The sequence below is a fragment of the Flagellimonas maritima genome (assembly GCF_003269425.1).
Classification (GTDB): Bacteria; Bacteroidota; Bacteroidia; order Flavobacteriales; family Flavobacteriaceae; genus Flagellimonas; species Flagellimonas maritima.
Genome location: NZ_CP030104.1, coordinates 3,584,870 through 3,597,242, shown reverse-complemented (window position 1 = coordinate 3,597,242; position 12,373 = coordinate 3,584,870). Strand labels below are relative to the sequence as shown.

Here is a 12,373-nt window from a genome sequence, read left to right as displayed (position 1 = left end):
TTTAAGTTAAAAATTTGGACTGAGGTTTCGTCCTTTATAGAATGCATCGATAATCTCAACCACTTCATCTTCTGTATCAACCAATTTAATCAAATCAAGGTCTTTTATACTTATGTTCCCAGCTTCCAGCATGGTATTTTTTATCCATTCGGAAAGGCCTCCCCAAAATTTGGTCCCTACCAATATAATCGGGAATTTTTGAATTTTATTGGTCTGAATGAGCGTTATTGCTTCAAAAAGTTCGTCCAGCGTGCCAAAGCCCCCTGGCATTACAACAAACCCCTGCGAATATTTGACGAACATCACCTTCCGTACAAAGAAATAATCAAAATCAAGACTTTTGTCACGATCAATAAAAGGGTTGTCATGCTGCTCAAAAGGAAGGTCGATATTGAGCCCTACGGATGTTCCTCCCGCCAAATTGGCTCCCTTGTTTCCCGCTTCCATTATCCCTGGGCCTCCACCAGTTATAACGCCGTAGCCAGCATCCGCAATGCTTTTGGCAATTTTAACGGCAAGTTCATAGTAATCTTGACCGGGTTTTGTTCTTGCCGATCCAAAGATGGAAACACAGGGTCCTATGGCACTCATCTTCTCAAAACCATTTACAAATTCCCCCATTATCTTGAAAATTGCCCAAGAATCATTGGTTTTTATTTCGTTCCAACCTTTATGGTGTTGTTCTTTTCGCATATTGTTGATATTCTATTTTAGACTGCCGATGCAACTTTTAGTTTAGCAGTATCCAATTCTTTCTTCAAAAACTTTGCCGTATAACTTTTTTCATCCTTGGCAACTACTTCAGGTGTTCCTTTTGCCACAACCATTCCGCCACCGCGGCCACCTTCATAACCAATGTCAATGATATAATCCATCATTTTGATTACATCCATGTTATGCTCAATGACCAAAATGGTATTGCCTTTGTCCGCCAATCTATTCAAAACTTCCATCAGCACTCTAATATCTTCAAAATGAAGTCCAGTGGTTGGCTCATCCAAGATATAAAATGTGTTGCCCGTATCACGTTTAGAGAGTTCAGTGGCCAGTTTTACTCGTTGTGCCTCACCACCGGAAAGGGTAGTGGACTGCTGTCCCAAAGAAATGTAGCCCAAGCCCACGTCCTTAATCGTTTTGAGTTTTCTGTGAATTTTGGGAATCATCTCAAAAAAGTCCACCGCTTCGTTAATGGTCATTTCTAACACATCCGCAATGGATTTCCCTTTGTACCTGATTTCCAAAGTTTCCCTATTGAAGCGTTTCCCGTTACATGTTTCACATTCTACGTAAACATCCGGCAGAAAATTCATTTCAATGACTTTAAGCCCACCGCCTTGGCAGGTTTCACAACGTCCCCCCGCCACATTAAAACTGAACCTTCCAGGTTTGTAGCCTCTGATGGTAGCTTCGGTGGTTTTTGCAAAAAGGGCGCGGATTTCACTAAAGGTACCGGTATACGTTGCTGGGTTGGAACGTGGAGTCCTTCCTATTGGAGATTGGTTGATATCAATGACTTTATCTACATGTTCCAGTCCCTTTATTTTTTTATAGGGCATGGGTTTTTTAACGCCATTAAAATAATGTGCGTTCATGATAGGGTAGAGGGTCTCATTGACCAGTGTTGATTTTCCACTGCCCGACACTCCTGTAACACCAATCAATTTACCCAGAGGAAACTCTACGGTAACATTTTTCAAATTGTTTCCCGTACACCCCGATAGAACGATTTTCTTCCCAGTTCCTTTTCTGCGGTTGCTGGGGACGGGTATCTCACGTTCGCCCGTTATATATTCAGCGGTCAGGGTATGGTGTAATTTAAGGTCTTCGGGTTTTCCTTCAGAGATAATTTCGCCTCCATGTTTACCTGCCTTGGGTCCTATATCGATTACATGGTCCGCATGTACTATCATGTCCTTATCATGTTCCACCACTATAACAGAATTTCCAATATCCCTGAGCGAGATCAAAGAATTTATCAAACGCTCGTTGTCGCGTTGGTGCAATCCTATACTTGGCTCGTCCAAAATATAGAGGACTCCCACCAACTGTGAACCAATCTGTGTTGCCAAGCGAATGCGTTGTGCTTCGCCTCCTGAAAGTGACTTGGAGCTACGGTTCAAGGATAGGTAATCCAGACCAACATCCAATAAAAATTGGATTCTGGTACTTATTTCCTTGATGATTTCTTCGGCGATTATTTTTTGGTTGCCTTCAAGATTGCTGTTCAATGCTTTAAAAAATGCAGCGAGTTCGGCAATATCCAAATGTGCAAGTTCCGCTATATTCTTTTCGCCGACCTTAAAATATAAAGATTCCTTGCGTAATCTGGCCCCGTTGCATTCCGGGCATTGGACCTTGTCCATGTATTCTTTTGCCCAACGTTTTATGGAAGTGGAATTGGCTTCCTCAAACTGGTTTTTGATAAAGTTGGAAATACCTTCGTAATCAATTTTATATTGGCGTTTGACTCCCAAGGTTTTTGAATCTACTTCAAAGCTATCTTTACCGCCGTTCAAAATGATATCCATGGCCTCCGAAGGTATTTTTTCCAACGGGTCCGTCAATTCAAACTTGTAGCGCTGTGCTATGGTTTCCAACTGTTTAAAGGCCCAAGACTTTTTATATTCCCCGAGCGGGGCGATTCCACCATTTTTTATGGAAAATTTTTTATTGGGAAAAATCTTTTTTTCGTTGACCTCGTGCACATGGCCCAGACCATTACAGTTTGGGCACATTCCTTTTGGGGAGTTAAAGGAAAAAGTGTTGGGTTCCGGGGTCGGGTATGAAATACCGGTGGATGGGCACATGAGGTCCCTACTAAAGTACCGAGGCACTTTTTCACCTTCTTCCAAGACCATCAAGACGTTATTGCCACTACACATGGCCGTATTTATGGTTTCGTTGAGACGCTTATGGAAATCCTCGTTTTCAACCACTTTTAAACGGTCGATTACAATTTCAATATCATGGGTCTTGTAACGGTCCACCTTCATTCCCTTGGTAATGTCCAGAATTTCCCCGTCAACACGGACCTTTACAAAACCTTGTTTCCCAATTTGCTCAAAAAGCTCACGATAATGTCCTTTTCTCGATTTGACCACTGGCGCCAGCACGTTGATTTTTTTATCGCGGTACGAATCGATAATCAGTGTTTTGATCTGTTCATCGGAATAGCTCACCATTTTTTCACCGGTATTGTAACTGTAGGCGTCTCCTGCACGAGCGAAAAGTAGCCTGAGAAAATCGTAGACTTCTGTTATGGTGCCCACGGTGGAACGTGGTGATTTTGATGTGGTCTTTTGTTCAATGGCGATAACGGGGGATAGGCCATCAATTTTATCGACATCCGGTCTTTCCAGTCCGCCCAAAAACTGTCTGGCATAGGCAGAAAAGGTTTCGATATAGCGGCGCTGCCCTTCTGCATAAATGGTATCAAAAGCCAAAGAGGATTTGCCACTACCGGATAAGCCGGTAATGACTACTAATTTCTCTCTTGGAATGGTAACATCGATATTTTTTAAGTTGTGGACCCTTGCTCCTCGAACTTCAATATTTTCTTCGTAATTGATCATAGCACAAGCTGCTAAAATAAGGTTTTGAATCTTAAAAAGGAAGTGACTTCCTGTTTCGTTTTTGTTAATTGATGCCTTATTTTTGGAACAATGAAAAACCGGTCAATCCATTTGGCTTTTATTAAATTTTAAACGTATGAAATTACTGGGCATAGGCTCTCGTATTGACCATCCTGAATATGGAAAAGGAGTGGTCACCAATGTATCTTCCCAACATTATTGGGTCACTTTTTTGGAGAATGGATTGGAAACCATTGCTATTGATGCCGATTTTGCGGTTATCCATAGGGTTGAAAATGAAGTGGATACGGTCAGTTTTTTTGATGTGGAACGTTCCCTGGTATCCATTCTACAAAAATGGGGCGATACCACCGAAAAGGTGGCCATTGCGGATAAATGGCGCAATGGAAAGCTGATTTTGGAACCTGGCGATGCATTGGCCAACAAAGAAATGCCGATTGACACCTTCTTTCACAAAATTGTAATGGTACGTGACCGCATTCGGGTGATGGAACAGAAAATAAACAGCAGCAAAAACCTGGACGACCAAGAAAAAGTGGACCTGCAACAATATATTACCCGTATTTATGGCAGTCTTACCACATTTAATGTGCTGTTTAAAAACAAGAGCGATCAATTTGTGGGGGAGCGGAATAGCTGATTGTGATGTTTTGGCTGGAATTTATGTGACCAAAATAGGGAGTGGTGTAGAGGGTTTTTTATCGTTAAAGATATGATTCCGTTTAATGAATTGTATCGACCGATAACGAAGGTCGCAGATTTTTCCTTCAAAATAAAGAAATTACATACTGAGATATTATGGAGTTTTTAACTGCATGGTTTTAATAAATTCAGCAATTTAATTATGCAATTAATTTATATTAGGCTTTATAGTGTCCTGTCCTTAAGAGATGCTACAAATTTTAGGAATGTATCAAGATCTTTTTTGTTTGTTGCTATTCCAACGGATACCCGTGTAGCTCCCCGCATTTTATTTAAATGGTTAATCATATCATAATAATCACCGGAATCACGACTTTTGAAATAATCTGATATCTCTTGTGTTGTTAGACAATTGTTTGTTTCGTCCAATCCCGGGTTGCAGAAGCACCCTGAACGAATAGAAATATTCCTTTGGTTGGCCAATTGCTCTATCTTCTCAAAACCTATTTTTGATTCATCTGGGTTTTTAAAGCAAAGTACCAGTGTTCCCCCAGTATTTTTTCTTGTGGGGTGGCCAAAAATCTCCAATTGGGGATTGCCGTTACTGTGTTGCATTTCTTTTAGGTTTGCGAACAAATAGTCCATTAAGGAATCGATTCTTTCATTGAGCCGTTGCATTCCTATGGATTCCATATACTCAAGACCTATTTTTAAAGCCGGAATGTCTAAGTAGTTCAATGTTCCGTTTTCATACCGTTCATGACCATCGGCTAAAAAATGATATGGTGCTTTGGCCGATGCTAAATTTACAGTCCCGCCTGCAAACCATTTTTTGTCCAATGTATTAAAAGAGGTTTTTTTTACCAAAAGACAACCCAGCCCCGTCGGATATCCAAAAATTTTATAAAAAGATATAGAAACAAAATCGGGACTGTATTTTTTTAAATCCAGAATCGAAGTTGGCACAAATGCGGCTGCATCCAATAAAACGTCCCAGCCCAATTCCTGGGCTTTGCTAATCCAACTAAGATCGTGCTTTATCCCAGATACATTTGATTGCGCAGGGAAAGCAAAAAGCTTGTTCTTTCTCTTGGAAGCTTTAAGGCACTGCATTAAATTTTCCCGAGAAATAGAGAGGTCAACATTGTTCATGGGAACATATTCATAATGACCCCCAGAATTGTTGCAATATTCCCGTATGCCATTTACGGAATTATGGTTGTCGGTCAATAATAAAAAATGCCCATTATCCTTAAAGGGATAGCATTCTCCGACTATTTTGAGCGCTCCTGAGGCATTGAGCGTAAAAACACAATAATAATCCCCGGCATTGAAAAAGGAAATAATCTTTTCCCTGGCTTCCTCAACAAGCCGGGTGGATAATTGGGAGGTGGGATTTGTAGAATGTGGATTTCCAAATGTATTGTTGCTTAGTAGCTCAATGTGCTTATCCAATTGTAAACTTGAATATAAATTTCCGCCGGTATAGTCAAGATATACATGGCCGTCCTTATCCAATCTTTCATAATTAAGGTTTCTCAACGAATTAAAATATGCGTTATGGACAAGTTCCTTTTGTTTAGCGACCTGCGTATTTTTTTTGCTAAATAGTGAACGTATCATATATCCTATACTATTGCTAAGCGCTTCTGTAAAAAGCGCAATTGTTGAAATTGATAATAAAGCCAATAGGGGTTATTGTGATACTTGTTTCTTGTGGGTATGGGTTAGCTGACGCGCCAAGAACATTCGTAAAAGAATCACTTATGTTTTCAAACTTAATATTATTTTGGAAAGTTTTTGTGATGAGGATTTTTTGTGATAAATAAAATGGCTTAAGAGTTAAAAAGTGTTACGTCCATATTGGACAATGATGGATGCAATAGGACTTTTAGTATATCCGCTATCGCAACAATAGTCAAACTAATATGTCGAAATGTTTTTTAGTACCTTGAGCGCAATCGAAAGGTCGACAAAACATCTCGACGTGCTCAACGTGACAGCTACATTCAATACTAGTACGATAAAGTGGAACATTTAAGATTTTTATAATACCCCAGCGGCATTTGAAAAAACCCTTTTAAAATCGTAATGGTGAATGACCACATTCGTCTTATGGAACAGAAAATAAACAGCAGCAAAAACCTGAATGACAAAGAAAAGGTGGATTTATAGCGATGTATTTTCCGTAGCTTTTTATTTTAGAACTATAATTGTGGCTTGCGACTAGTTATTCTTACTTTTTTTTTTGAATAAATCTTATTAAGTTTTCGGGTAAATTCATCAAGTTCTTTTGTAATCGATTTAATATAACCAGAATACTCTTTGATTTTTTTTTGTGATAAATTTTCTTCTGACTCAAGTAAATCGGTAATGCCCATCATTGTTGATACGGGTCTACGCAAGACATGGGAAATATCAAAAGATATTTGTTCCAATGCAGATTCGTACTCAAAATGATGGGTAACATCTGTAAAGTAACCGTACATTATTGTTTCCCCGCTTCCCTGTTTAACAGGATTGCCTTTTATCGCGTGCCAATGATAGCCGTGATCATCTTTCACACGATATTCATGATAGAGTGGTTCTTCATTTTTCACAGCGGTCGCCAGGGCATTTTGTAACCCCTGAATATCATCTTCATGCATCAAGGTAAATCCAATAGAGGCATCATTGGCCCAGTCTTTTAAATCAATTTTTGGGTGCAATTTCCTAATACCTTCACTAAGAAAGGAAAACTTCATTGCACCAGTTGGAAGAATCATCATTTCAAATATCCCAATGGGGAGCTTTTCTGTTAGTTTAATTAGTTTCTCAGTGTTATAATTAATAGTAGTTGTCAAGTTTTTTATCAGTTTTAGCGACTCTATTTTGTCCATTGTTTTCTTGGCCAGAATTTGAAGTGCTCGCTCTTGGTCTTCAGAAAATTCCCTAGGTTTTCTGTCGATAATGCATAAAGTCCCTAATACGTTATCATTTTTAGTTACTAAAGGTGCTCCAGCATAGAATCGGATGTTGGGATCGTTTAAAACGAGTTTATTGTCAACAAACCGTTTATCTTCCAATGCATTGTTAACCACGAGTACCTCATTAGGCTTATGTAAGGTATGTTGGCAAAATGAGTCTTCAATCTTAGTCTCGTTTACCTCAAGTCCTTTGTTAGACTTAAACCACTGTCGTTTATCATCTAAAATTGTAATTAAGGATATTGGGGTACCGCAAATTATCGAAGCGAGTTCGGTAATCTCGTCCAACTCTTTTTCTGCTGGGGTGTCAAAGAGTTCATATGAATTAACGTCTTCTAATCTACTGGGTTTGGTCATTATAAGTTTTTATTATGCGTATTACATCGTCATTGCAAATAGGTTTTACAATATAATCGACTACACTTTGATATGATTTGGCTTTATTTATATCATTTGGGTCGTTGGAAGAACTTGCGACAAAAACAGAAATCTTATTTTTGTATAATACTTTTGATAGTTGATCTAAAAATTCCCACCCGTTCATTAAGGGCATATTCAGGTCAAGCAAGATTATTTTTGGTAAATGGCCACCATTCCCAATAATCTTATTTAACCCATTTAGTGCGCTGTCTCCGTTTTCATAAATCAATAGGTCGTTAAAAAACCCGGATTTTTGCAGTACTCTTTTGGTAATTTCGACAAAAATAATGTCATCATCAACGATACACACGGTTTTAATTTCAGTCATTTTCCGTAAAAACTTCGGTCATTTAGGATGTGCCACAGCGTTATAGCTAACGACTTTCTAATGGCTTTTAGCAATTTATAACGAAGTTCGTTGAATTTTCTTTCAAATCCAAAGGGTTTTTATAAAGGATATATTGGATTTTAACAGAAAGGTTGCTGTAAGCATAGCAAGATAATATGACTATATACCATTTATTTAAGTCGAATAAATCTGCTCTTATCAAATCGTTCATTTTGCAGATTATAATGGAATTTGAGAACATCGTCTATGAAAAAGCGATGGCGTGGTCCAAATTCGTGTCATGGAACAGAAAATAAACAGCAGCAAAAATCTGGATGACTAAGAAAAGGTAGACCTTTAACACTATATTACCCGTATTTATGGCAGTCTCACCACATTTAATGTGTTGTTTAAAAAGAAGAGCGACCAGTTTGTGGGGGAGCGGAGTAGCTGATTTTGATATTTTGGCTGGAATTTATGTGGCCAAAATAGGGAGTGGTGTAGAGGGTTTTGTTATCGGTTCGTGTATGGCTTCGTTGCGGAAAACGTCCAACGGACTTTTCTGCCGTAGCCCCTAATGTAGCGAATCAGGCTGTAATTTCCGTATGGAAATTCCGACCGCAATGAGCTATACACAGTGTTAGCTGTAGTTTTTTTTATTCGCATTTTTTATAAACTTTCCTATAACTTTATTCCTGTCCGATCCTTTTTTGGATAAGATGTCGCTTATGATTTTCCTAACTATTTTTCTTTCGTATATCGGCTTGAATTCAAAGTGTGTATCGTAGACAATTAAATAGATTTCGAATATAATTTTAACAATAACGTTTATTAAGTCCTCCGTTGCTTTTAAAGTTAGTTCGGAATTCTTGATTATGTCCTTATAATTATTGTCCGTATGAGCATATAGTTTAAATCTCAAGTTGCTAACTTGATTGATGGATTCCGTCTGTTTTTTTAGTTCCGTTTCCCATTTATTAATTTTCAATCCATCAACTTTTAAAGAACTATAAATTCCATCTTTTTTTAGTTTTCTCAACAGATGATGTAAGTTGTATTTGTCAGTTTCCTTTTTGTCATTAGTTAACTTGTGAAGCTCTAAAATTGTTAAACGCCAAAGCGCGTATCTAGAAAAAGAAAAGAATCCTGATTTTGTAATATATTCCAGATGTTTTTTATCCAGTTCATTGTCGTTTTTGGGATAGTTTAAATAGTAGCAGAACTCAAAAGACTGAAGGGAAGTAACGATACTTTTAGTAATCTTATCTAGGTCTTTTTTAAGTTGTTCCTTTTTGGTCATGCAAATTACAGCTAACGTTAAAGATATAATTCCGTTTTAATGAATTATATCGACCGATAACGAAGATCAAAGTATTTTCTTATTAATACAAAAGAACCTATAAAGGATTATAAACACTTTTAGTTTTAATATACAGTTTTTGTTCACATCTTGGTTCTAGGTGCAACATCAACACGTGAAACATATTGTTGTGAACTGGGAGCCCAATCAAAATAGAGTCCAAGGTTTTTGGATTTCATGGCTTCGGCCTGGTCCTTTGTTATTGTAAGTCCTTGTTCAAATACCTTTTTAGGCTTTCCATCAACAGATTCAACAAATACCTGAACTAGATAGTCCCCTGCCAAAAAGTTATAATGGGTGCCGTCCTTTGGCATTAAAAAATCATGGTTGCACGCAATCCCATTTTTACTTACAAACAATCCACTGCCTTTAGCATGGTTTTGGCTATCATAGGTCCAAATATTAAAATTTTGAACGGATTCCCCGCGTTGCAAGCGAACATACATGTATTGCACATAGTTCCCTTTGTCCGAGGTACTATAAAGTAATGTTTTTATAAATACTTTCTTCAGGTTCGTTTCAACTTCGGGTCCGAAATATAACATTGTAGGTCGGGTCATTTTCAGCTTACCATTTTTTAACCGTGTCATCCAGAACGTTAATCCGGAAATGGTAAGAACCGCCAGTGATATAATTAAACTGATATAGTCCATTGCACAATTATCTTCTACGTGGATATTATATTTGGTAATGATTGGGGTTATACAAACTGATTACGAGCAACACGGAATTTTCTTTCAAAACTGGTAAAAGGCGTCGTTGAAACCTAGCAAATCCCCATATTCAATGCGGAATTACTAGGCCAACGGATGAACACTAAATTTTAAGCGGTTTCTTTCTTTTCCGATAAATATTTCCAGTAGCGTTTGGGCACATGCTGTGTATGCAATTTTCTATTGATTCGGGATTTAATGTGGGTACTTTTAAAATAATCGTTCCATAAGGTTTGGTAATCATATTCCTCGTTAAGGAATGCATCACTTTTATGGATTTTATTAAAATGTATCTCGTTCAAGTTGAGCGATACCATTTCAACACGTTCCAAATTATAGTAAATACCGTACTTACGTTTCACATCATAAATCAACCATTGCTGGTCGGCATAGCGACTCCTAAAATGTTTGGATATTAAAGGAAGCACATCAAAGTCAGGCTCAATATTGGCAAAATAGATATCATCTTTGGTCAGCTGAAAACGAACGAATGCTTCCATACGGTGTTTTTCACGGCCTACGGAACGTGCCAATTTACTGATACGAAGTACGGTTCCATCCGAATAATCCATTTGTTTTCCATTTTTGGAGGACATCAATTTTCTAATGTATGTATATAGAATAAGTTCTACGCCATCGGCTTCGCTGAGAAAAGCAAAATATATTTGGGATATGGAATTATTGCTCTTGTTGCGTATGCCGTTCCAAACACGCTTTGCCTTTTCAACATTAGTAAAAATTGTTTCAGTTTCAGAAAAGAGCCCGCCTTGTTCTTGTGAGTTCCGTTGTATGTCAACAACCTCCAGTTTTTCTTCAAAAGCTATAAAGACAGCCGTAAGAAATCCATTGAAGCTTCCATCGTATATAAGGGTTTTAGATAAGTTCATAATCAAAAATTTAAGGGTGAATTGAGGTGAGCTGTTCTTTTGATGAAGCAAGGTATTTTTTAACCTTACTTTTGAATATAACATAGTCGTAACCAAAAGTTAGAACCTTATGGCGCGTCCGTTCCAGAAAATCAGGGCGTTTTGGTACATTTATTTTTTTTATGCTATTCATAACAAAAGAATTATACTCTCTTTAATTAAATAGGGCCAACTGTTGGCTATACTGATTTCTAAACTTTCCAACGGACTGTTTTAAAATCATTCCTTTTATTCTATCCGCATCCAAATCCCTGCGCTCCCAATTTCTGGAATCGCATATCATAAAATATTTGGCACGGTTAAGGGCCACTCCAATATTCTTGAGGTGGTCCCAGTTCAATTTTCGAAATCTTCTTGCATTGATTATTTTATGGACCGATTTAATACCCAGTCCAGGAACTCTGGCCAACATTTGTTTATCAGCGGTATTGATATCCACTGGAAAATGGTGCAAGTTCCGCAATGCCCATGAAAGTTTTGGGTCTATGTCCACATCCAAATTGGGATGGTCATTGTTCAGAATTTCATTCACGGTAAAACCATAAAATCGTAAAAGCCAATCTGTTTGGTACAACCGATTTTCGCGTAACATGGGAACCTGTGAACCAATGGAAGGTAAACGGCTATCTTCCGCCACTGGTACATACCCTGAATAATAGACCCTTTTCATATTATATTTCTTATAATAATAGGTTGCCGAATACATGATATCCTTATCGGTTTCGCCCGTTGCGCCCACAATCATTTGGGTACTTTGTCCCGCAGGGGCATATTTAGGAGTACTTTTTATAATCTTACGTTCATTCTTGAAACGAATCAATTCATTTTTAACCTTCAACATGGGTTTCGTAAAATCTTCATGCTTTTTATCAGGAGCCAAAAGTTTTAAACCTGAAATGGTCGGGATTTCTATATTAACGGAGAGCCTATCTGCATACAGACCAGCTTCGTACATTAATTCATCACTTGCACCAGGTATTGATTTTAGATGGATATACCCGTTGAATCTCTCTTCTTCGCGCAACTTCTTTGCCACTGCAATGAGCCGTTCCATGGTATAGTCGGCATTTTTAAATATCCCCGAGCTCAAAAACAACCCTTCAATATAATTTCTTCTATAAAAATTGATGGTCAAATCCACAACTTCCTGAATTTTAAAAGCTGCACGTTTAACATCATTACTCTTTCGGGTCACGCAATAGGCGCAATCAAAAATGCAATGATTGGTCAACAATATTTTTAAAAGCGAGATACATCTTCCATCTTCCGTGTAACTGTGGCAAATACCCATACCGGAACTATCGCCTAAACCATTGTTGGTATTTGAGCGCTTACTGCCACTACTGGAACAGGAAACATCATATTTGGCAGCGTCTGCCAAAATGTTCAATTTCTCTTGTATACGTTGAAAGTTCATAGTCAAAC

At 38.0% G+C, this 12,373-nt stretch carries 11 protein-coding genes; 2 read left to right on the top strand and 9 right to left on the bottom strand.

Annotated elements, in window-relative coordinates; all coding sequences use genetic code 11:
• Positions 1 to 6: 6 nt before the first annotated feature.
• Both HME9304_RS16010 and uvrA read right to left on the bottom strand, forming a co-directional pair.
• Positions 7 to 693, bottom strand: a complete 687-nt coding sequence (locus tag HME9304_RS16010) for an LOG family protein (RefSeq protein WP_112379531.1) — start codon at positions 691 to 693, stop codon at positions 7 to 9.
• 17 nt (positions 694 to 710) lie between these two features.
• Complete coding sequence (gene uvrA, locus HME9304_RS16005; protein WP_112379530.1) at positions 711 to 3,572, bottom strand: excinuclease ABC subunit UvrA; 2,862 nt, start codon at positions 3,570 to 3,572, stop codon at positions 711 to 713.
• A 136-nt stretch (positions 3,573 to 3,708) separates the two neighbouring features.
• On the opposite strand from uvrA, the gene HME9304_RS16000 reads away from it, so the two are divergent.
• Positions 3,709 to 4,233 carry a hypothetical protein gene (locus tag HME9304_RS16000; RefSeq protein ID WP_112379529.1) on the top strand — a complete coding sequence of 175 codons (525 nt, stop codon included), beginning with the start codon at positions 3,709 to 3,711 and terminating at the stop codon, positions 4,231 to 4,233.
• Between the two features lie 227 nt (positions 4,234 to 4,460).
• Here HME9304_RS16000 and HME9304_RS15995 read toward each other — a convergent pair whose 3' ends face one another.
• From HME9304_RS15995 to HME9304_RS15985, 3 genes are all read right to left on the bottom strand, one after another.
• Complete coding sequence (locus HME9304_RS15995; protein WP_112379528.1) at positions 4,461 to 5,858, bottom strand: aminotransferase class V-fold PLP-dependent enzyme; 1,398 nt, start codon at positions 5,856 to 5,858, stop codon at positions 4,461 to 4,463.
• A 584-nt stretch (positions 5,859 to 6,442) separates the two neighbouring features.
• Positions 6,443 to 7,558 carry a sensor histidine kinase gene (locus tag HME9304_RS15990; protein WP_112379527.1) on the bottom strand — a complete coding sequence of 372 codons (1,116 nt, stop codon included), beginning with the start codon at positions 7,556 to 7,558 and terminating at the stop codon, positions 6,443 to 6,445.
• The gene (locus HME9304_RS15985) at positions 7,542 to 7,949 is read right to left on the bottom strand and encodes a response regulator (RefSeq protein ID WP_112379526.1); all 408 of its coding nucleotides are present in this window, start codon (positions 7,947 to 7,949) and stop codon (positions 7,542 to 7,544) included. The genes HME9304_RS15990 and HME9304_RS15985 overlap by 17 nt, the downstream gene beginning before the upstream one ends.
• Before the next feature lie 380 nt (positions 7,950 to 8,329).
• On the opposite strand from HME9304_RS15985, the gene HME9304_RS17055 reads away from it, so the two are divergent.
• A complete protein-coding gene (locus HME9304_RS17055) occupies positions 8,330 to 8,527 on the top strand; it encodes a hypothetical protein (RefSeq protein ID WP_164674862.1) in 198 nt (65 codons plus the stop codon).
• A gap of 62 nt (positions 8,528 to 8,589) precedes the next feature.
• Here the strand turns inward: HME9304_RS17055 and HME9304_RS15980 are convergent, their stop codons facing one another.
• The 4 genes from HME9304_RS15980 to HME9304_RS15965 all read right to left on the bottom strand — a co-directional run bounded on the left by HME9304_RS15980 (position 8,590) and on the right by HME9304_RS15965 (position 12,365).
• Positions 8,590 to 9,249, bottom strand: a complete 660-nt coding sequence (locus tag HME9304_RS15980; RefSeq protein ID WP_112379525.1) for an AbiU2 domain-containing protein — start codon at positions 9,247 to 9,249, stop codon at positions 8,590 to 8,592.
• Between the two features lie 143 nt (positions 9,250 to 9,392).
• Entirely contained in the window at positions 9,393 to 9,962 is a 570-nt protein-coding gene (locus HME9304_RS15975; protein WP_112379524.1) for a hypothetical protein, read from the bottom strand.
• 170 nt (positions 9,963 to 10,132) lie between these two features.
• The gene (locus HME9304_RS15970) at positions 10,133 to 10,909 is read right to left on the bottom strand and encodes a TIGR03915 family putative DNA repair protein (protein WP_112379875.1); all 777 of its coding nucleotides are present in this window, start codon (positions 10,907 to 10,909) and stop codon (positions 10,133 to 10,135) included.
• Positions 10,910 to 11,102: 193 nt separating this feature from the next.
• Complete coding sequence (locus HME9304_RS15965; RefSeq protein ID WP_112379523.1) at positions 11,103 to 12,365, bottom strand: putative DNA modification/repair radical SAM protein; 1,263 nt, start codon at positions 12,363 to 12,365, stop codon at positions 11,103 to 11,105.
• Positions 12,366 to 12,373: the final 8 nt, after the last annotated feature.

Excerpts from the sequence above, each read along its gene's own strand:
- HME9304_RS15985 (WP_112379526.1), bottom strand. The coding sequence starts at position 7,949 with ATGACTGAAATTAAAACCGTGTGTATCGTTGATGATGACATTATTTTT.
- HME9304_RS15990 (WP_112379527.1), bottom strand. The coding sequence starts at position 7,558 with ATGACCAAACCCAGTAGATTAGAAGACGTTAATTCATATGAACTCTTT.
- uvrA (WP_112379530.1), bottom strand. The coding sequence starts at position 3,572 with ATGATCAATTACGAAGAAAATATTGAAGTTCGAGGAGCAAGGGTCCAC.
- HME9304_RS16000 (WP_112379529.1), top strand. The coding sequence starts at position 3,709 with ATGAAATTACTGGGCATAGGCTCTCGTATTGACCATCCTGAATATGGA.
- HME9304_RS15980 (WP_112379525.1), bottom strand. The coding sequence starts at position 9,249 with ATGACCAAAAAGGAACAACTTAAAAAAGACCTAGATAAGATTACTAAA.
- HME9304_RS15970 (WP_112379875.1), bottom strand. The coding sequence starts at position 10,909 with ATGAACTTATCTAAAACCCTTATATACGATGGAAGCTTCAATGGATTT.
- HME9304_RS16010 (WP_112379531.1), bottom strand. The coding sequence starts at position 693 with ATGCGAAAAGAACAACACCATAAAGGTTGGAACGAAATAAAAACCAAT.
- HME9304_RS15965 (WP_112379523.1), bottom strand. The coding sequence starts at position 12,365 with ATGAACTTTCAACGTATACAAGAGAAATTGAACATTTTGGCAGACGCT.
- HME9304_RS15975 (WP_112379524.1), bottom strand. The coding sequence starts at position 9,962 with ATGGACTATATCAGTTTAATTATATCACTGGCGGTTCTTACCATTTCC.
- HME9304_RS15995 (WP_112379528.1), bottom strand. The coding sequence starts at position 5,858 with ATGATACGTTCACTATTTAGCAAAAAAAATACGCAGGTCGCTAAACAA.
- HME9304_RS17055 (WP_164674862.1), top strand. The coding sequence starts at position 8,330 with ATGGCAGTCTCACCACATTTAATGTGTTGTTTAAAAAGAAGAGCGACC.